Raw genomic sequence first — 21436 nt, forward strand, 5'->3', positions numbered from 1 at the left:
CCTGACTCCTAATTCCTGACTGCTGACTCCTGACTCCTGACTCCTGCTCGCTCGTTAGAGCGCGGTCTGTCCTGACTCCTAATTCCTGACTCCTGACTCCTAACTCCTAACTCCTAACTCCTAACTCCTATTAACTGATAACTGATAATGCAAATTCGTCGCCGTCAACCCAGTCCAGCAGTTTCCGTTTCTATTTTGCGCTATCAGGTTGCTGTACCAGATGCTGAACCCAACAATATTTTGGAGGAAATTGTTTGGCATAAGGAAGTAGAAGTAGAGCAAATGCGTTTAAAAAAACCTTTGCTTGAATTACGCAAACAGGTAATTAATGCACCACCTACCCGCGATTTTGTTCGAGCGCTACGGGAAGGTAAAACACAACCAGCATTAATCGCAGAGGTAAAAAAAGCTTCTCCTTCCAAAGGGGTAATCCAAGAAGATTTTGACCCGGTAGATATTGCTCGTAAATACCAGCAAGGTGGCGCTAGTTGTCTTTCTGTACTGACTGATAGTAAATTCTTTCAGGGCAGTTTTGAAAATTTAGCTGCCGTTCGGGCTGCCGTAGATTTACCGTTACTGTGCAAAGAATTTATCATCTACCCTTACCAAATGCACTTAGCTCGAATCCACGGTGCGGATGCTGTATTATTGATTGCTGCTATACTGAGTGATCGCGATTTACAATACTTCGTTAAAATTGCCAAAAGTTTACAAATGGCAGCCTTAATTGAGGTACACACCCTGGAAGAGCTAGATCGGGTGTTAAGTTTAGATGGCGTTTCCTTGATTGGGATCAATAATCGTAACCTAGAAGACTTCTCTGTGGATTTGCAAACTACCTGTCAGTTGTTAGAGTTAAGAAAGGAGCAACTACAACAACGAGATATTTTAATTGTGAGTGAGTCGGGATTACATACCCCCGAAGACCTCGCAACGGTTGCTTCCTCAGGTGCATCTGCAGTTCTGATTGGTGAATCTTTGGTAAAACAATCAGATCCACAAAAAGCGATTACAGAATTATTTGCCTAAATCCTAATCTTCTACGGATTAACTCCTTAGGAGTAAGAATTATGAAATAAGAATTTTAGTGCAATTACTTTATTGTAATTATTTCTGCTTATGTTAATTACGCGTTTGCCTATGCCAAATTTATTTAATCTTAAGCAAGAATTTTTAACGAATTAACCTGCGACTAATCAGACAAATCGATCAAGCAATTTAAAATTCTTATCTTTAATTGATTTCATGGAGCAAATTCCTCTACCTTCACCCGTTCATTATGAACTAATACTACAACTACTCGAAAGACAAACAATGTCAGCAGTTTATCAAAACCCGAATCTGCGAAATCAGGTAAACCAGCTGATCGTAACTCTGAGAAAAGCTGCAGTTCAGCAAAAGCAACTGGAAGAAGTTTGTCAAGTTTCTTCTTTAGAAGTTGAGCACCGCTGGTCTGTAAATCATTTAACAGACAAACTATAAATAAATTTACTGTGGAATTTTTTATTACAGGAGGTGATTAAGAGCTTTATTCTTGCTTTACAACTCGAGTTGTAAACTTACTGCTTGCAAATAGATTCCTTGAAAAACTTGGATAAATTTAAATAAAGAGTCAGAGACTCTATGTTCTAGTTACCGATTTGTATGGAAACCAGGATGTAGAGACTCCGTCTCCCTGCGCTCGCAACAGGTTAAATTTCCAATACTTTTGATTTACGTATACATCAGAATGAATTATTCAAACTGAGATCAAAAAACTGTTTTCACACAAGACAAACCATATTTGTAGAATGAGGCGTACATTCGAGGTGAATACGCAAAGCCTAGTACCCATGGTACTAAACACGCGAAACAATTTCTTACCTACACTACTAATGGATTTACAGGGTCAAATATTTACGGGAACAACAAAATGGACCCTGCTTTGTACAGCGTCAAAAATTATATTAGTGTCAAAGACAAATTCAAAGTTCAAAAATCAAAAAAAATTATCCGAAATTGCTTAGCATTTCAGCTTAGAATCCTGAATTTGAATCAACACGATTTTTTTGCAGTCATAATATGGAAAAATCCATAACAAGTACTGCAAGAGCTGCTAGTTCGCCTGCACTTAATCAAACAGTAACTCAAGTGAAGTGAGCAAATTCACTCTGCTGTCACTATCTTATAAATAACGTGGCAAACCATATTAAATATTTTTTTGAAATTTGTCAACTTACACCGTCGGAAAGCTTGTGAAACACGGTAAACAGTAGCTTTTAAATGGGAAATTGACTTTTCTCGAATAAAATTCGAGTTAACACAGAAAGTAAAACAATCGAGTGGCTAGTGCTACTAGATTTTTTAACTCTCAATCGGGTGAAATTGCTGTTAATGCTACGTGCAGTATCAACTTTTTCGGCAAAAAGATTTCATCGGCTACTATTGGCTGTCTTGAATAAGGATTTATACTTATGCAGTTTCCAACCAATCAAAAACTAGATCTAATTGCTCGAGAGTAATTAAACCATACTGCCAAAGAATCATTGGTAGAGGACCTGGATCTTGCTCGCTATGGCGTAGAGCGACGCCAATACAAGCAGGAGAAATCGCTAACTCCTCTTGTAAAAAGTTAATTAATCTGGAATAAGTGGACGGTGACATATGTATCTCACCCCTGTGCTTAGTGTGTGTTGTCTTATAAAAATCAACCATGATTAAGTAGTAGGTAATTAGTATTTCATCTGTTTGTCTGCCGCAAAAAGAGAAAAAATACGACAAATTAAACTGATGAACCGGTATGAAAGCGCTCTGTAGAAGGCCTTTAGGGAATTGTTAGTGTTCAGAGCGATTCGCCTACTTAATCTGGAGGAACAAGTGTATTTGGTCAAATAAATTTCATCTTCCTTGGCCTTAAGTTTTATTTTATTACACTTATAGCTAACAAGGTTAATTGAAATTATCTTCCTTCATCAACGTTTAGCTACACTAATGTCGTTAGCCTAGCATGGCCCAACCAAAAGGAAGATTTTTGTAACCAAGTACTAAAACTTTTATCCAACTACAGATGCAGTAGGTTTTCTGCAATGTTGGCACTAAATCACATCTTAGCTCGCTTGCCTAGTATTCTGCCATGATACTAGGTTTTTTTTTACACTTTATTTTTTTGGCTTTATTTTACCAATAACTCAAAATATTGTGCAGTAAGCTGTACAAAAAAATATACTAGTAAAAATACTTACGTAGTGTAAACAAAATAATTACTACATTATTTTTTGTTGAGATGGCGAATGGTGATGCGATCGCCTGGTTTTAAATTTAATTCTGCGGTATGTCCCGCTCTTAATTCAATAACCTGGTCTATTAATTTTCTTGGTCCGTAAGTTGGACAAGGAATACTCTCACAAGGAGGTACATCAGCAGCAATATACTGTACTACTCCGTTAAGCATGAAGACCATATCTAAAGGTACGGGTACATTCTTCATCCAAAATCTTGCTGGTTGGGGAGAAGGAAACACAAAAAGCATACCCCTTTTATCCGGAAGTGCGGGGCGATACATCAAACCCATTGCTTGTTCTTGGGGCGTTCGCGCTACTTCCAGCTGAATTTCTGCACCATCAGGAGTAATAGCAATAGCAGAGATTGGTAATTGCTGACCTAATTTTTTGGCAATCGGAACATTAGATTTCAGTGCTGGTGTTGATAAAGGTTGAGAATTTTCGGCTACCGTTAAGTTCGAACAACCAATTAACAATATATTCAGCACTAATAAAAGTATACTGAGGTAAGGAAACATAACAATTTAAATGGGTAACCAAAAAACGAAATAAACATCTTTGGCTTTTTTAACTAAAACTGTTTAGCCAAAACTGTTTAGCCAGAGATTATACCAAGGTTAACCTATAAAATTACAATCCAACCTCTCTCGGTTCCGAATTTTCTAAGATTCTCTTAAAACATAACCAACACCTCGTACAGTTTGAATTAAACGCTTTTGACCTTCTTCTTCGATTTTTAAGCGTAGGTAGCGAATGTAAACCTCTATTACATTTGATTCACCCATAAAATCGTAACCCCAGACATTTTCTAAAATTTGTTCCCGAGTTAAGACTTCACGGGGATGTTCCATCAAGTATTTGAGTAATTCAAACTCCTTCATTGTTAAATCAATGGTTCTAGAATTTATTAGCACGCGACGAGTGGCGATATCCAGAACTAAATCGCCAAAACGCAGTTGTTCTGTGCTATCAACTTCAGGTTGTAAATAAAGACGAACCAAGCTTAAAAAATCTTCAGAACGGTACGGTTTGAGGAAATAATCATCAGCTCCTGCTTCCAAACAAGCTACCCGATCTTCAACACTGTCCCGAGCCATTAAAATCAAAACCGGAGAACAGACCCCTTCTGTACGAAGATTTTTACATACAGAAAGTCCCGACTCTCCTGAAAGCATGCGATCGACAACTATCAAAGCAGGTTGAAGATTACGACTTATTTGCAAACCATTACTAGCATCGCGAACTATATCAGGTTCATAACCAGCTTCCTTTAAATCGTAAGAAAGTTGATTTGCTAATCCCTCATCGCTTTCTATTACTAATACACAGGGGTTTTGAGCAAGAGTCATATCGATTTGATTATTAGGAGTTTTTAACTCATCTTGTTTGTTTACCTACGGGAAAGTTACACATCAGTACGTTCTTTACATTTGTATATATACCTGTGTAACTTTAGGCATTTAGAAGCTTACATTACCTGCTTGTGTAATTTCAATGAAGTGACGAACTACCCGGAATAAATCGCCCTTGTAATTCTGGTGTTAACTGAATATCGCCATCGTATTTGATTTGTGAAAACATGTAGCGGAGTTAGGAGTCAGGAGTTAGGAGTCAGGAGTCAGGAGTTAGGAGTTAGGAGTCAGGAGTTAGGAGTCAGGAGTTAGGAGTCAGGAGTCAGGAGTCAGGAGTTAGGAGTCAGGAGTTAGGAGTCAGGAGTTAGGAGTCAGGAGTCAGGAGTCAGGAGTTAGGAGTTAGGAGTCAGGAGTTAGGAGTTAGGAGTCAGGAGTTAGGAGTCAGGAGTCAGGAGTAATAAGTAACAAGTAATAAGTAACAAGTAACAAGCAATAAGTAATGAGTAATAAGTAATAAGTTTTTTATCAATATTCAGAATTTACGAAGTTTTTGTTCTCCTTTGTGCTATCTCCAAGAATAATTTTGATAGTCAAGCTAAATTGCTCATGTATAGCGTTCCTATTTGATTTATGAACGGATGAACCCTTCAGAGACGTAACATTGCTACGTCTCCATAATATTGATTTTACAAATTATTTAAAATTGTGATACATCTGAGATTGAATATCTAATATTTAATATTTAATACTTAATAAATATATGTTTTACGAAAATATATTTTGCATACATATGTTTCAACAATTCGACAAGCTCTCAGGGTTAGTAGATTTTCTAGAAAATTATTTCACTAGAAATTACGTGCTGTAAGCTAACCCATTTGATGATACGTGCATCAGGACAGCCAATTAATTTTTTCTATTAATTAACCACCCTCACCAATTACTATATGGCTAACGTCACGCTAGACCGCGCCTAACGGCGTAAGCGGAGCTGGAGGCTTTGCCGTTTAGGCTTTATGCTAACACTGCGTTAGCAGTCCGGACGTATACCAATTACCAAAAAGCAATCCGACAGAACACTTAAGGTAACTCTACCGAATTTGGTTTAGCAATATGTGGTAAACCCCAGCCCAATTTTTCCCGCAGAATACGGAAAAACTCGGGTGATTGTAAACGAATAAATTTTGTGGTGTATTGCGATCGCTCCATATAAACTCTGTCCTCGGGAAACACATAACATCCACCATTACCGTCAACCACCATTACCAGTCTTGATGTATTTACTGGATAAATATTGACTGGTTCAGTATCTGCAAAGATTAATGCTCTCGAAGCCAACGAATGGGGACAAAGAGGTATTAACTGTAATACGGGTACATTTGGCGTCACGACCGGACCACCAGCACTCAAGCAATAACCCGTAGAGCCGGTTGGAGTAGAAATCATTACTCCGTCTGCGGCAATATCCACAGCAGCATGACCGCCGATCGCAATTTCAAAATGACACATCGAGGTTAACGGTTCTCGATGCAATACCATTTCGTTTAAGCAGAGAGCTTCCCAAAGTACCCTATCTTTCCGAAAGACTTGAACCGCGAGCATTGCTCGCTCTTCAATCTCATAGTCACCCGCAATCGCCTTTTCTAAAGCTTGTGGTAACTGGTTGAGGTAACTTTCGGTTAAAAATCCCATATGTCCAGTATTCACAGCCAGTATAGGTATACCGCAGGGAGCCACTTGACGGGATGCAGCTAATACTGTGCCGTCTCCACCCAATACGACAACAAATTTCATTTCCTTGTCAAAACCAGGAGGTGTCAAACCATCAATTGGTGTATGACAAACAGGGCTTTGGGGGGTAGAATAACCCAAGATTCCACCAACTCCGGTGGCGACATAAACATCCCAACCTTTGTTGGTTAAGATTTCTTTGATGTCGATAGCAACTTTCTGAGCTATCGGCTTAACGTCATTGTAAATAACGCCTGCTTTGGGCACGCTCAAATATCCAAATCTATAGTAAGCAATATTTTTTATTATTGTTAATCTTTACACATTTTTGCCATTCAGATCGTTAATTACCTGTCAATAGAAAAAACATCTATTAACTTTCTGTTGTAATATGGCGGTCAACTCTTGACTATTGACTATTCACATTTTTAAACGGGCTTCTTTTATTCTTTTGTTTTTTGCCTTTATTTTTCTCATAATCTAATTCTTTCAGCTTTTTCATAATTCGGCTGAAATATTCTTGTAAATAAGTTTCTACGGTTGTTGTTTGACTTTGCTCGAGACCAAAAACTTTATAAACTTCATCCATAGAAGCATTAAGGGGTTTACCACTTGCAATTACTTCGGTGAATGCGAGTCTATCTGCAACATTCCATCCCCACTGGAAAAATCGCATTATATTACGCACGGTACGTAGTAGATTAATTGGCATCCGGGTAATTTTTGCGTCCTTACCAGATAAGCGTTCGCATAAGCCGATAATTTCCTCAGCACTCCAAGCACGGGTTCCAACCACTGGAAATGCTTGATTTTCCGTTTCTGGTATTTCTAAAGCAAGAATGGCAAACTTAGCTATATCTTGGGTATCCATGTAAGCGATCGGTGAAGAATCCCCTGTTACCCACACTGGCTGACCTTCCAAAATTGGGATACCATATTGACCAATCAATCCTTGCATGAAACCAGCTAAACGCAAGATAGTATAATTTACACCTGATTCAGCTAAAAATAGTTCCGTGCAACGTTTTATTTCCATTAACGGCACTTCTGGATACTTATCAGCATCTAGAATAGAGAAAAAGATAAAACGCTGTACATTTGCAGCTTTTGCAGCCTGAATCAAAGCTACTTTTCCATCCCAGTCTACCTGCTTAATGCTCAAAGAATCCGTAGGACGAGCAGTTGCTGCGTCTATAACTGCATCAACACCTTCGAAAGCGCTCGTAAGGGTTTCGGGGTAACAAAAATCTCCCCGCACTAATTCGGCACCCCATTCCTTCAAGAAACCAGATTTCTTTGAGCTTCGAACAAGACAGCGTACCTCGTGTCCCTGGTCGAGAGCGTGACGAGCAACTTGTCTTCCCAAGGTACCAGTGGCACCAGTTATTAATATTTTCATGAGTATTTTTTAATTAAAGTCGGACACTTTTTTAACCAGGATGTTATTAGATTAACCTAAATCAACAAAAATTTACATTTATTTTAAAAAGTATACGATATTGAGAGACTGAAAAAAAAGTCTCTCATTTTTAGAAGTAGTTCAGTTAATTGTTTTACTCCTCTTCTGCACCTTGAACCTTGAGTAACAAGCGTCCAACGCCCCAGCCTACAAAAATCAAGCTAAAAGGTAAGATAGCAGCAGTAAGAATTTCGCTACTCATAGATTAAGATTCTCCATTACAAATTGTTGAGTCTACTTCAGTCTACCAGAGGGGATTGGTGACTGGGGATTGGGGATTGGGGATTGGGGATTGGGGATTGGGGATTAGGGATTGGGGATTGGGAAGTTAATTCTTAATTCAGGATGCAAGGAAATTTTGTCTTCCTCTCATATTTCTCAAAGGTAGACAATATATTAATGCCTTTTTCGACTGGTGAAAAATAATTAATAACATAAAGACAAATGACAAACTCACGTTTAGCGATAACCTTAGGTGACCCTGCTGGTATTGGTGGGGAAGTTATTTTAAAAGCTTTAGCCGAGCCAAAAGTTTATGAGAATTGCGAGTTAACGGTAGTGGGTAGTAGAAGTTTACTTTTGGAAACCTACACCAAGCTTAATTTAGTTCATAATTGTTCCCCTTTGGCAGATCCAGAAAAACTATCAATTCTCGATGTTGATTTGGGTAATGAATATCTACACAATTTAAATAGTTCTGAATCGAATAATTCAAACAAAATTACCATTGGTGAGGGAAACGCAGCGAGTGGTGCGGCGAGTTTTGCTTATATGGAAACAGCAATTAACCGCGCCCTTCAAGGTGAGTTTGATGGGATTGTTACGGGTCCGATCGCTAAATCGGCTTGGAAAGCAGCAGGTCATCATTATCCCGGTCAAACAGAATTACTTGCGCAAAAATCCGGTGTCGAAAAATTTGGAATGTTATTCGTCGCGCGATCGCCCCATACCAGTTGGACCCTTATAACTTTACTTGCGACCACACATATTCCCTTAGAAAAAGTTCCTCAGGTTTTGACACCAGAATTAATGACCCAAAAGTTAGATCTATTATTAAAGTGTCTTAAACAGGATTTTGGGGTTGAAAAACCAAAAATCGCGATCGCTGGTTTGAATCCCCATAGTGGTGAAGGGGGACAACTAGGAAGTGAAGAACAGGAATGGTTAATTCCCTGGTTGGAACAACAGCGTCAAAAATACCCATCCTTACAAATCGATGGTCCAATTCCCCCCGACACCATGTGGGTAAAGCCAGGTCAAGCTTGGTATGGTCAAGGAAATGTTACACCCGCTGATGGTTATTTGGCACTTTATCACGATCAAGGTTTAATTCCGGTAAAATTAATGGCTTTTGATCGCGCGGTGAATACATCTATTGGTTTACCTTTCGTAAGAACTTCACCGGATCACGGTACGGCTTTTGATATTGCGGGAAAAGGAATTGCTGATGCGAAAAGTATGAAAGCTGCAATACAACTAGCTGCAGAATTAGTTTCTCATAGAAAATTAGGAGTAAGAAGTAAGGAGTAAGGAGTCAGGAGACAGGAGACAGGAGTCACAAGTCAGGAGACAGGAGACAGGAGTCACAAGTCAGGAGACAGAAGTCAGGAGACAGGAGACAGGAGACAGAAGTAAGGAGTAAGGAGTCAGGAGACAGGAGACAGGAGACAGAAGTCAGGAGACAGGAGTCAGGAGTCAGGAGTCAGGAGACACAAGTCAGAAGACAGAAGTCACAAGTCACAAGTCAGAATTCTTATCTCATTACCCATTACCCATTACCCATTACCCATTACCAATCCCCACTCAATTAAAACCCCCTTCCGTTAAACGTCGTAGCATTTCTTGTCTTACTTCGTTTGCGACGCGATCGCTTCTTTCCCAATGTTCTAACTTGATGTGATCTACGTAAAACTTAATCGTAAATTTCATAACTTCAGGGGTGACATCGGAAAGACGAATCGCTGGTTCTTTCCAAAGAGTGGTTGCAGCTTTAAATTCGTTTTGCAGCCATTCAAGTAAACTCAATGCATTGTCGTCCAATCGAGTTTCATAACTTCCTGGCTTAACGATACGCTGCAAAAGTCGATTTATTTTACCTTTGAGGATGCTGATTTTAGTTTCCCATTCTTCCTCTAGGGTCTGTTCGTCTTCAATCCGTAAATCTGGATCTTCGATCCAAGCTTTATACCAACTCCTAATTAAATTAATTAAACTATCTTCTTCTCGGGTATCTTCTGTAAGCGATGAAGCTTTAATCTCACCTTTATCATCAGTTTCCAATCGCAAACCAGTTAATTCAATAATTTCTTGATAATATTCTTGAACTATTTTTAATTGCGCTTGATTTAATCCTCCCTTTTCCAAAATCTTAATCGCACGAATTAAGTATTTAAACTTAGTTTCAATACGCTGTAATTGGAGATTAACTTTTTCTTCAGCCAATAAACGTTTTCTACCTGCATCTTGTTTAGAAATTTGCTCTTCAGTAGCTGACTTCAAACCAGCAAATCGATCTAAATTTTCTAGTTTATCCGTAATTTTACCCAAGGTATCGGGATGACCCAGGACAGTACTACTTAAAATTTGCTTCGCTGCATCTTGATCTGTACCAGCTTTGACGTTAATTTCAATCGTCTTAGCCACATGGGGAGTTGGACGACTTAAATTAACGATATCTTTACTTCCTAAAGCTGCGTTGGGAATGTAAATTTCACAGTCGGTTTCTACTAAATATAGTTTGGTTACGCGCAAACCGATATTCTTAATTACAGCTACAGAATTATCCGGCATTGCAATTACATCTCCAAATTGAAAAGGAGTATCGATTAACAAAACCAAACCACTAAAAAAATTAGCTAATATATCTCGAAGTGCGAATCCTAAAACAAAAGTTAAACCACCAAAAGCAACCCAAATTCCCGTTAAATCAATTCCTAGGGACTCTAAAAATAAAAATACTCCCAATATATAAGTTAAAGCTGGAAGTAATCTTTCCAAAATTGGAACTAAGACGTTATCCCACAAAGCCTCTGTTTGCTTAGCATAGTCTCTCAAGTAATAAGAAATTACCTGAGTAAATAATTGAGCGAGCCAGTAAGTTAAAGTTATGACGATCACTGCTGTTAAAACCCTTTGGGTCCAATAAATCGCTGGAGATAAATTTAATCGGGTAGAAATAAAGTTGAGACTAAATAAAGCTGCAACTATTATCAAAGGCTTTCTCGACACCCCTAAAACTACTAAACCCAAAGAATTATCATACTTACGAAGCAGTGGAGGGAATAAATAAGTTAAAGAAACAAACAATAAAAGATTTAAAAAACAGTAAATTAATACAGTTAATGTAAAAGATTGATGAAGTATTCCCATATCCAGTAAAAATAATAACTATTTGATTGATGTAATGTAAAAAATATCATAGGCTGAGATCTCAAGTATCCCTACTGCTTGTAGCATTTGACGCGGCTCAGTTATCCATCAAGAAAAACATAAGCTAGATTAGCAAAAACGAATCGAAATCAATGGTTACTATGAATACAATGCTTATTTTTATACAAGTAATAAATAAGTGAATCATTGTTTTCAATGTAATTTTTAAAACTTTTGTAGTTTTTAAGTGCTTAACTGTACGAAATTAGACAAATGATGATAAATTCACTTAGATATATCAAATCCTCTATATCTTTTTTATGCATTTTGAAACTGCGATCGAACAAAAATATACTTGCAATTTATGTGAGTAATTTTTGATGTTTTGAATACTATAGGATTAAGTATTTGTTAGGAGTCTATTAAAGAATTTACTGGCGCATAGAGAAAAATAATGTTAGAGTACATCCCGAATATAATCACAGAAAACAGAAATTCTTGCTTTGGGAGCTAACAGATGTTTGTTTGGGAGAGCTACTAAAAATTAATTGTTTTGAACTAGTAGTATTACTATTGACTTCTGAGTCAACAGAGGCAAACTAGTTAAATATGATTCTGTGGAGGATATGACTATAGTAGTTGTTACACGTAAATGAGATAGATATCTTTGTAATATCTTGACTGTAATATATTGGTTCTGCTCGCTTGCACTCATAAATTATTGTGTCCGCAATCGCAAACATTTTTACGTTTGAATTGCAATATTTGAAAAAGATTAACCAGTTCAAGTTGCCCTAAGGAGGGAATAATATGTTTAAACGGTTAACGCAACATGGAAATTACTGATACTTATAATTACTGAAAATAATGGTAAATTTCCCTATGAGTTGGGTTACGACTGACAGAATAGAAAACGGTAACTGCTGACAAGTAAAAATTTACGTAAAAATTAGCGCATTGAAAATGCAAGCAATAATTATTAATGCGTAAAATAGCGGATGCTAAATAGAAGTAAAATCAGCACTTTCGTTAAGGTAATTTCAGTAGCAGCAAGTAGATTGCAAAATATTGAGATTATTTTTATACATATATATCTTCCCTCACGTGACTTGTCTGAGAAATCTACCAAATAATCTACTGTTCAAAATGCACCCAAAATTTGTGGTGAGAGCGAATGAATTTAATCTGGCTATTATTACGCGCTTCTGGAGTACAAGTTGTTATAGCTGTTTTAACAGGCTTAATTAGTGGTGCAACTACTGCCCGCTTAATTGCATTAATTAATACAACTTTGACTCAAGGAGTATCATCAAATCAAGCTACAGCTAACTCAGTTTGGTTCTTTGTTGCATTAGCAAGCATCATTTTAATCAGCAGCATAATTTCTCAGGTTTTACTTATAAAAATATCTCAGAATGCTGTGTACCGCCTGCGATTGCAGTTAAGTAAAGGTATTTTATCGTCAGAACTACGACATTTAGAACAGCTTGGGACTCCACGTTTATTAGCAACTCTTACTGATGATGTAGCAACTTTATCTAATACAGTTTATGCAATTCCCTTTATATGCGTTGATATTGCAGTTATTGGTGGTTGCTTGATTTACTTGGGATTTCTTTCTGGTGCTGTTTTTGCTTGTACCATCGGATTTATGATGGTGGCGATCGGTAGCATTCAATTACTAATTAACAGGGCTGGATATTTTCTAAATTTGGCGCGAGAAGAACAAGATCGTCTATTTAAGCATTTCAATGCAATTACTCACGGAATTAAAGAGTTAAAGTTGCATGCTTCTCGACGTCAAGAGTTTTTCTCTCAGGAATTGCAGAAGAGTGCAGCTTCTTCGCGAGATCAGAACACAGCTGCATTATTTACTTTTTCTATTTCTACAGGATGGGGAAATCTCTTATTCTTTCTTCTCGTTGGATTGCTAATGTTTGGTTTACCGAGAATTTTAGTAATTCCTAGCAACATCATATCTAGCTATATCCTCACCCTGACCTATATGATGCTTCCAATGCAAAGTATTCTAGACAAACTTCAGGCTTTATCTAGAGCTAGTGTTGCTTTACAAAAAATAGAAAGAATGGGTTTAACTTTAGCTGGAAATAAAGAGAGTACAAAACATTTCGCAAACATTACAAGAAATAGATTCTCAACATTACAGCTAGAACAAGTTACCCACGCTTATCCCAGCGAACAAGGCGATACTCGATTTACCCTGGGTCCTGTGGATATAAATCTTCAAGCAGGAGAGATAATATTTATTGTTGGTGGTAATGGTAGTGGTAAATCGACATTAGCCAAACTAATTACTGGTTTATATATTCCCGAATCGGGTTCAGTAAAGATAAATGGAAATTTTGTTAATGATGATAATCGGGAAATTTACCGTCAGTATTTTTCGGTAGTTTTTTCTGACTACTTTTTATTCGATAGTTTCCTGGGTATGGGAAATCCCAATTTGGATGTGCAAGCGCGGGAATATTTACAGCAATTAAATTTGGAACGTAAAGTACGAATTGAAAATGGTAAATTATCGACTACGCAGCTATCCCAAGGACAACGCAAACGCCTAGCTTTATTAACTGCTTATTTAGAAGATCGTCCAATATACTTATTTGATGAGTGGGCTTCCGATCAGGATCCAACATTCAGAGATATTTTTTATAGACAAATCTTACAAAATCTTAAACAAAGAAATAAAACTGTTTTAGTTATTAGTCATGATGATCGTTATTTCAATCTTGCTGACAGAATCATTAAGTTAGATTACGGCAAAATTGAATTTGACAGACGAAATTAACAGTTATCAGGTAACAGTGAACAGTTTATGGCTAACACCAAGTTATTATCAGCTACAGTTATCAGTTGATAGTTAAACTAAGATATGAGGTTTGGTGACTTCCGATAAAAAATATACCAATTATCGGGGCTTACATCAGTGCGCCTCTACTGTCAACAAGTAATGGAATTAATTATCCTCAAGAAGTCCCTCACACATTAATTTTATTTTTTAACTCGTACTGGAACCATCTATGAGCATCTCTGAGAGGGTGTTTATAAATAAATTCTAAAGAACGGTGGGTTAGGGCAAAATAAGGGTTCGATTGTTGGAATAATTGAAAATTTTCTGTAATCGATCAATATCAAATGGGGTGGAACAACCCATTAAATTTAGTTATCATTTTTGGCTTATAAACACCTTCTTTGACTCTCTTTTTTTTGAGTAATAATACTACATCTGAATTGATTATACTTTTTAGAGATGGGAGTAGATCGGATTTGTGATGAGTTCCAAGTCGAGTGAAAAATTAATAAAAGATTAACATTTGACTAACTTATTACTAACGCAGATTTATTCTCAATCTAATTTATGATGATTATGAGTCAAAATTTATTTGACCTTAAAGATAAGGTTGCAATCATTACTGGTAGTGGTAGAGGATTAGGCAAAATCCTTGCGAAGAGATTGGCTGAATTAGGAGCAAAGATAGTTGTATGCGATAGCTTAAGAGAGGAAGCAAATCAAACTGCTCGAGAAATAACCGCTAGAGGTGAAATTGCGATATCAACTTACGTTGACGTTGCTTTACGTTCTAGCTGCGAAGACTTATTTAAATTTGCGATCGCAGAGTTAGGAAGTATTGATGTGTTAGTCAATAATGCTGGGATTGACATTATCAAACCAGCCGAAACTATTGCAGAAGATGAATGGAAGCGAATTATAGATGTTAATCTCCAGGGATGCTTTAATTGTTCTCAACTAGCAGCGATCGAAATGATGAAACAGGGTTCGGGAGGCTCTATAATTAATATTTCTTCAATTGCATCGGTTGTTGGTATTAAGGGACTTGTGGCTTATAGTGCTGCTAAAGGTGGAATCAATCAGCTTACCCGCGTGATGGCGGTTGAATGGGCTTCAAAAAATATTCGAGTTAATGCTATAGCCCCTGGATACCTAGAGAATATCATGGATGGAGCAGATATAGAACATGAACGGTCGGAAAAACAACAGCAAATTATGACCTTTACACCTATGGGTAGACGTGGAAAATTAGAAGAATTAGTTGGACCAGTTGTTTTTTTGGCTTCCGATGCATCCTCTTATGTTACCGGTACCGTGTTATTTGTAGATGGTGGTTATACCGCAACCTAAACAGATACAATTTCTAGTCTTAATTTTCTGGTCTTAATTTTCTGGTCTTAATCTTTTTAGCTTACTTAGTCTGAATTCCAAGATTTATGTGCTTCCTTTAAAAGTGCGATCGCTTCATCGCAACTATCCACGCACTGGAGTATTTTCATATCTTTTGCTGAAGCCATAGGAGACTCAATATCTACCATATTTTTCTCAGCCCAAGTAACTAACTCCGACCACATCTGACCGATCGCAATCAGTGGTTTATCCTGTAATTGGCGGACTTGTAATAATTGCCAAATCATCAGAGTTTCTAAAGTAGTACCAATTCCACCTGGTACTATGACAAAAGCATCGGAAACCAAAACGAAATGATGCAACCGGGAAAAGAAAGTACGATGATGGTAAACTTTTTCCACGAACGGATTAGTTGCTTGTTCGTAATCAAGATGAACTCGAATTCCAACGGATTGGGTTTTATCTTCTGGGTCAGCACTTACACTACCTTCATTAGCAGCTTGCATTAAACCGGGACCTCCACCGGTGATGATGTCGCATCCCATTGTTGTCAGTTCGCTAGACAGATTTTTTATTCCGTTGTAGAGGGGAGTATCTGGTTTGAGTCTTGCAGAACCAAAAATGGTGACTCGGTAACGATCGCTTTTTGGTGGTTGGATGCTGCTTAAGTTATTAACAACATCCCAAAGACCGAGAACTGCTTCTTGAATAGTTTGATGAGTTCTTGCTTGGTCTCCAAGATTGACCTTATCTGGACATGATGATTCTTCGTTCATGGTTGGGGATTGGGGGTTGGGGATTAGGGATTGGGGATTGGGATTGGGAGGGAAAAAACTGTTAACTATAGCCCGTAAGGGCGTGGCGTTAGCCATAAATTGATTCAAGCTTGACAGCGTTTTTTGTCTAAGGTTTGGATGCAAGAATTTTTCTCTTGAGTACTTAGATCCTTCAATTCAATGTCACGACGTAAAACCATACCATTGTGACCTGTAAGAAACCGAGGAAGTTGATCGTTTTCAATGACTTTAAGTGTTTTTATGTCATAGGTTGTATAAGTTGTTAATTCGGGTGAATTGAAATTAACATCTACCACAGAAATAGTTTTAGTCGGTGGAAATTTACCATTAATTAACGGTCGGGGACCAGAACCCAAAATACCCGTGTGGAGTAACTGCAAATTACCTCGATGACCGGGATAATAAGCGTGGTGATGACCGCTAATATATGTATGAACCTTATATTTCTCAAACATAGCCCGGAGTTTTTCCGCATCAGCCATTACCTCTACAGGTTGATCGCGACCCACAGCAACTCCATACAAAGGTAAATGTCCGACCATGATTCGCATTTTGGCTTTTTGCGCTCTGGGACTTGCTAAAGTTTTCTCCACCCAAGCCATTTTTTCAGCTGGAATGCGGTGAGACGAACCATCCCAAACCAAGAAAAATATATCTTTACTTTCAAAGGTATAGTAAAAAGGAAATTCGTAGCGATCAACAAACTTTACTCCCGGATCGTGTTTGGGATCGTTCCAATATTCACTAGCCAAATCTCGCTCTCGCTGAAATAGAAAATTTCCGTTCACGCCTACAGCACCAGAAGCGTCATGGTTACCGATGGTAAAACCGAATGGTATTTTAGCACGACGTAGTGGAGTTCCGACATGTTTTTCAAAAGCCGCCCACATGGCTCGAATTTGAGTGGGAGTTAAAGAAGGTTTTTGACCTGCAACCATATCACCTCCAGAGACTACCACATCTGGTTGCCAGAAAGGTACTAGGTTTACTCCCTTATCGACTTCTGGATCGTAGTCTGTGGAACCATAAGCACTGTTCAAATCACTAATTACTACGAAGCGGACATCACCACGGGGAGGATTATATAAATTTTTAGCTTGAGCAGTTTTAAGGATTGCGGTTGTTTCCGGAGGTAAAGGTTTTACCTGTGGGGATATTTTCGTTTCTGCTGAAACTACAGCTGTTTTAGCTTCAGTTGCTGTAGTAGATTTATCGGCTGAGTGGGTACATGCAACGGAAACACTAAAAACAAACCCCACAACAAAGAAAAAACAAAACCACCGCCAACAACGCATGATTTTCTGAGTAAAGTTGAACGACACAGCTAACTATAGCTCAATCAAGTATAGTTTTCGTCGATCGCAGAATACAAAGTTTAAGAATTAAATATCATAAAACTGGCGAAGAGTGAGGATTTTTTGTTTCATGCGATCGCGTATTGGTTCGGGGGAAACAATTACGCAATCCTCCCAATAACGAGCAACTTCTCGAATTAACCAAAACTCATTGGTAACTCGTCGCAGCACTTGACGCACCTTTCCAATATTCTCCGAATCAATAATTTCATCTTCTAAATCGTCTTCTCTGCGTTGATAAGACTTTATCATCCGACCTTGGAAGTGTAAGTACACTTTTATGGAGTCGAGTCCTTCTCGCCATTCCCCGCTTGCTGGAACAATTGAGCGGATTCTATCGAAGTTTAAACAACGATTATGCCAAAGTTCGGGTAGGTCTGGACTTAAATTTTCTACATCTTCGGTTTCTTCACACCAAATCATCAGATAAAAACGTCTATCAAAAAATTTTGGTTCGGCGTAACGTACGGTGTATTGTAATTGTTCGCGTTGGGAATTTTCGTAAAACAGGTAAAAGGGTTTTTGGTTTTGTCTATGCTCTTCAATTTGACTTCGCCATGCTTGTACGACTCTACTTGCTTCTTGGAGCAAAGATTGGCGCATTGCTGCATCTAAATTTCCCCTTTCCAGTAAAAGTGTAATTATAGTTTGAGCTTCCCCGACATGTCCTGCGTCATTGAGGGCTTTAATAGCTTGTCGTAATGCGTTAATTTGGTTAGATTCAAGTGTGAAGGGCTTTCCAACCTCTAAAGATTTTTCTGCAATCGCTACAATCAACCCGGAAATACTGGGTTCTTTGCCCCACGTAATATTGAACTTACGGGCGATTTCTTCGAGTTTTTCCTTGGTTCCAGGGGGAATTGAAAGTGTAATTGTGTCTTTTTTTCTGGGCATCCGCTAAAATGTACTTGCACTTTTGTTTTATGTGTGCCATTATCTTTAGTGTACATGCAAAAATGAATAGAAGCGCTATTGCAATTACATTTAGCAGCTAGCAATCTATTTCATTAGTTTTGACGAATGTAGAGATGTAGCAATGCTGCGTCTCTACAAGCAATCAAAATTTTAAGAATGACTATTTCAAAAATGTCTGCTGACCATACATCAATCTTGATAAAGAAATAGCTTTAGTTTGAAATCAATAAATATCCGTGTAAATAACAATCTCAAAGCTTATTCATTGTAAATAAAATAAGTCGAGCATCAGAGTTTTTACTTATGCCCAGATATACTACACTTTTAAATCGTCCTCCGAAAACCTTGGAGGAGATTTATTTCACCGAAATTCGTCCCCAGCTTTACGAGCATCACGCACATCACAATCAATATGGTGTGAGGGAAGGAACGACACTTGCGGAGCATTTAGATTCAGCTTGTCAATTTGTGCTTACAGTTAGTCATATTGCTGGAGTAGATGATAATAAAAGAGGTTTGATACTTGCAGCAACTGCAGTTCACGACCTTAATAAGCTAGACTCCGAAGGGAGAACTGTCAAAACTCTGGCGAGAGATAAAGAATTTCTGCAGGAGCAGTTAGAAAAAGCTCGAGTGTCGAGTTTTATTAAGTCTGATGATGATTTGGAATTGGTTAGAAAGTTAATTGAGCGTCATTCCGGTCATAATATTACTGATGGTGCAAGATTTTTACCTGAAGATCCAAATATTGACAAATATGCAGCGATGGTGAGATCTGCAGATTTATTTGATTTGGGTATTCCTGATGTGTTGCGGTTTCGTAAGTTAGAAGCAGAGTTAACGGATGCTTTAGGTGGAGCTTGTAAATTATTTCGAGTTCGTTTATCCGAAGATAGGGGTTATATCACTGCGCTTTTGTTGAATGCTTGTGAAGAGGTTTTGCAAAGGTATGGTTTGAACCCTTTAGCAATTTTTCCTGATGGGGAGTTGTTTCTAGGTGGGAGTTTGGAAAAAGAAAGTTTTCCAATAGAAGATTTAGTACAAGAAATAGCTATTGTTTGGAAAAATAAAATCGATGGAGTTTTTGGAAATAGCGTTGAAAAATTAGTCCGAGCGACTACAGCGGGGATTAAGGTTGCACCACAAGCAATTGAACAAAATATTGATGAGGTACTGATAAATGTACAAGCTTTATTAGAAAAGAAAAAAGCAGGATTTAAAGCAGATAAAGTTTCTGATTCTATCAATAAATATGGTAAATATGCTGGTAATGATGCAATAGCTAAAGCCAGTGATTTAGGCTTATTACCTGTGAGTAATCCTGAAGAATTTGCGATTTGTGAAGGATTAAAAGCTGCGTATATTAGTTACCGTCAAACTAAGTTAAATCCAAAAGATGTTTGGAATAAAATTGCTGAACATACAGGTATTTCCCAACAGCAAAGGGTTGTCTTAGAGGAATTCGAGGTTCAGTATGGGCGAGCTTTATTTGCTGTAAAAGGTGTAATTAAAGGGATTGAGGGAATAAAATCAGCATTACGAGAATCTTTTGAATTAAGAAAAGAAATTACGGAAGAATTGGAGGATTATGAAGTCTCAGAAGAGATCATTGCAGCAGTTAGTAAAATGCTAAATTTACCAATCGCAACTAAATTAAATGGAGATAAATACTTAGAAAGTTACATCGAAGCGAATCCGAAACACAGATGCTCTCTAGGTTCTAGTTCTAGTGACATCAATAATCTTATGAAAAATAATGTACCTCCGGGAACAAAAGTACAATCTTTTTCTAACCGTTTACCTGGTGGTACTACTGATGAGCCGAAAAGACAAGTGGGCTCGATTGCTGCTTTAGCTTATCAATTAATGGCTGTTGGGGCAAATTTCCCTGCTGCGAATAAAACAAATCCACTTTATTTACATTTTTCCTTACCAAAAGGTTCTGCACCTGAGTTATTAAAAATTTGGCGTGATTTCCTCAAAAGAACTGCGGAAACTAATCCTGATGGTGGAACGGTTACAGTTGATGAGTTACAACTTTATCGAAATAATAGTATTAATTTCAAAGCTAATAAAGTCGTAGGTTTTGCATTTCCTAAACGTTCGCAATTCATTCATAAAAGTGTAGTTATTCCACTAGTTTGGGGAGAAACAAATAGTTCGGTCGCATTACTAAAATCTTTGTGGTTAGCTTTAGAGCTTTCTTTATCTTTAGAGTTTGGTTTTCCTTTTATTTTAGGTGGAACTTTAGAAGTTGAACCATCTGATGACATTTACGGAAGGGTTGAAGGAATACCGGGAGTATTACAAACTTTACTGGAAAATGGACAATATAACCGACAGGAAGCAGAAAAAATCCGTGACAGACTGAGATGTATTGGGAAGCTGGCTATATCTGTTGCAAGTATTCAAAAAGCTGATGACTGTTTATACGATCTAGCTCGTGCTTGTAGAAGACCAATAGAACTTTATTATGTCTTGTTACGTTGGATTTTGCGAGAACAGGACGAACCAAATTTAAGTGTTATTTGGAGTCGGATTAAAGAACCATTAAATAATTTATTAAAGAGTTTGGAGGGTCTAATGTCACATGATAATTCACTATTAACACAGTATCTCAAGGAAGCTGCAAAGATAGCAGCAGAAGCAAACTTAAAAGGTAGTTCTTTCAAGAGAACATCGATTACAGAACCATTTACTGCTTTTACATCCGCTGTGCGATCGCACAAATCTTATATGGATTTAGATTTTATGTTTGCTGTGTTAGCGCAGCAATACCATACACGTTTGGATCGGATTCGCGACTATCGTGTGGGTTTAAATAAACGAGAACAAGTTAAGTCTTTTTATAGTGTCTTACGAAAACTTTATGAAGAGATATATCAAGGACGTCCAGAAAAATTACTTTCAGATAAAGAGAAATTAGAAGCAGCATATTTATTTTTTTACGAAGAAGCACATCAGCAGCTTTCTAAAAAAAATAAAGACAATAAAGAAAGTGAAGATTCTGAAATTCATGTATCCATTTAGTTTAGTTAA

General features: G+C 37.7%; 16 protein-coding genes. 6 read left to right on the forward strand and 10 right to left on the reverse strand.

Annotated elements, in window-relative coordinates:
• Positions 1 to 147 precede the first annotated feature (147 nt).
• The gene (trpC, locus tag BC008_RS13630; RefSeq protein ID WP_027846553.1) at positions 148 to 1029 is read left to right on the forward strand and encodes an indole-3-glycerol phosphate synthase TrpC; all 882 of its coding nucleotides are present in this window, start codon (positions 148 to 150) and stop codon (positions 1027 to 1029) included.
• A 216-nt stretch (positions 1030 to 1245) separates the two neighbouring features.
• The gene (locus tag BC008_RS13635) at positions 1246 to 1482 is read left to right on the forward strand and encodes a DUF5340 domain-containing protein (protein ID WP_058183593.1); all 237 of its coding nucleotides are present in this window, start codon (positions 1246 to 1248) and stop codon (positions 1480 to 1482) included.
• 969 nt (positions 1483 to 2451) lie between these two features.
• Here BC008_RS13635 and BC008_RS13640 read toward each other — a convergent pair.
• The 6 genes from BC008_RS13640 to petM all read right to left on the reverse strand — a co-directional run bounded on the left by BC008_RS13640 (position 2452) and on the right by petM (position 8004).
• On the reverse strand, positions 2452 to 2643 hold the full coding sequence (locus tag BC008_RS13640; protein WP_058183594.1) for a DUF2949 domain-containing protein: 192 nt from the start codon (positions 2641 to 2643) through the stop codon (positions 2452 to 2454).
• Positions 2644 to 3247: 604 nt separating this feature from the next.
• Positions 3248 to 3778, reverse strand: coding sequence for a DUF192 domain-containing protein (locus tag BC008_RS13645; RefSeq protein ID WP_027846551.1), 531 nt, complete (start codon positions 3776 to 3778; stop codon positions 3248 to 3250).
• 144 nt (positions 3779 to 3922) lie between these two features.
• Positions 3923 to 4609, reverse strand: coding sequence for a response regulator transcription factor NblR (nblR, locus tag BC008_RS13650; RefSeq protein WP_027846550.1), 687 nt, complete (start codon positions 4607 to 4609; stop codon positions 3923 to 3925).
• A 1083-nt stretch (positions 4610 to 5692) separates the two neighbouring features.
• Entirely contained in the window at positions 5693 to 6610 is a 918-nt protein-coding gene (locus BC008_RS13655) for an NAD(+) kinase (RefSeq protein ID WP_027846591.1), read from the reverse strand.
• 142 nt (positions 6611 to 6752) lie between these two features.
• Positions 6753 to 7742 carry an SDR family oxidoreductase gene (locus BC008_RS13660; RefSeq protein WP_027846592.1) on the reverse strand — a complete coding sequence of 330 codons (990 nt, stop codon included), beginning with the start codon at positions 7740 to 7742 and terminating at the stop codon, positions 6753 to 6755.
• 154 nt (positions 7743 to 7896) lie between these two features.
• Positions 7897 to 8004 carry a cytochrome b6-f complex subunit PetM gene (gene petM, locus BC008_RS13665; protein ID WP_027846593.1) on the reverse strand — a complete coding sequence of 36 codons (108 nt, stop codon included), beginning with the start codon at positions 8002 to 8004 and terminating at the stop codon, positions 7897 to 7899.
• A gap of 242 nt (positions 8005 to 8246) precedes the next feature.
• Between petM and pdxA the strand changes: the two genes are divergently transcribed.
• A complete protein-coding gene (pdxA, locus tag BC008_RS13670) occupies positions 8247 to 9332 on the forward strand; it encodes a 4-hydroxythreonine-4-phosphate dehydrogenase PdxA (protein ID WP_027846594.1) in 1086 nt (361 codons plus the stop codon).
• Positions 9333 to 9605: 273 nt separating this feature from the next.
• Here the strand turns inward: pdxA and BC008_RS13675 are convergent, their stop codons facing one another.
• The gene (locus BC008_RS13675) at positions 9606 to 11171 is read right to left on the reverse strand and encodes a mechanosensitive ion channel family protein (protein WP_036265733.1); all 1566 of its coding nucleotides are present in this window, start codon (positions 11169 to 11171) and stop codon (positions 9606 to 9608) included.
• 1174 nt (positions 11172 to 12345) lie between these two features.
• Here BC008_RS13675 and BC008_RS13680 point away from each other — a divergent pair.
• Both BC008_RS13680 and BC008_RS13685 read left to right on the forward strand, forming a co-directional pair.
• Positions 12346 to 13977 (forward strand): cyclic peptide export ABC transporter, encoded by a 1632-nt coding sequence (locus tag BC008_RS13680; RefSeq protein ID WP_027843757.1) that lies wholly within the window; start codon positions 12346 to 12348, stop codon positions 13975 to 13977.
• A 579-nt stretch (positions 13978 to 14556) separates the two neighbouring features.
• Complete coding sequence (locus BC008_RS13685) at positions 14557 to 15330, forward strand: SDR family NAD(P)-dependent oxidoreductase (RefSeq protein ID WP_027843758.1); 774 nt, start codon at positions 14557 to 14559, stop codon at positions 15328 to 15330.
• Positions 15331 to 15395: 65 nt separating this feature from the next.
• On the opposite strand, the gene BC008_RS13690 is transcribed toward BC008_RS13685, so the two are convergent.
• The 3 genes from BC008_RS13690 to BC008_RS13700 all read right to left on the reverse strand — a co-directional run bounded on the left by BC008_RS13690 (position 15396) and on the right by BC008_RS13700 (position 18376).
• Complete coding sequence (locus BC008_RS13690) at positions 15396 to 16202, reverse strand: LOG family protein (protein WP_235595862.1); 807 nt, start codon at positions 16200 to 16202, stop codon at positions 15396 to 15398.
• Between the two features lie 8 nt (positions 16203 to 16210).
• The gene (locus tag BC008_RS13695) at positions 16211 to 17422 is read right to left on the reverse strand and encodes a metallophosphoesterase family protein (protein ID WP_027843760.1); all 1212 of its coding nucleotides are present in this window, start codon (positions 17420 to 17422) and stop codon (positions 16211 to 16213) included.
• 87 nt (positions 17423 to 17509) lie between these two features.
• Entirely contained in the window at positions 17510 to 18376 is an 867-nt protein-coding gene (locus BC008_RS13700; protein WP_027843761.1) for a helix-turn-helix transcriptional regulator, read from the reverse strand.
• Positions 18377 to 18700: 324 nt separating this feature from the next.
• On the opposite strand from BC008_RS13700, the gene BC008_RS13705 reads away from it, so the two are divergent.
• On the forward strand, positions 18701 to 21427 hold the full coding sequence (locus BC008_RS13705; RefSeq protein WP_027843762.1) for a hypothetical protein: 2727 nt from the start codon (positions 18701 to 18703) through the stop codon (positions 21425 to 21427).
• The last annotated feature ends 9 nt before the right edge of the window (positions 21428 to 21436 follow it).

The sequence above is a fragment of the Mastigocoleus testarum BC008 genome (assembly GCF_001456025.1).
Taxonomy (GTDB): domain Bacteria; phylum Cyanobacteriota; class Cyanobacteriia; order Cyanobacteriales; family Nostocaceae; genus Mastigocoleus; species Mastigocoleus testarum.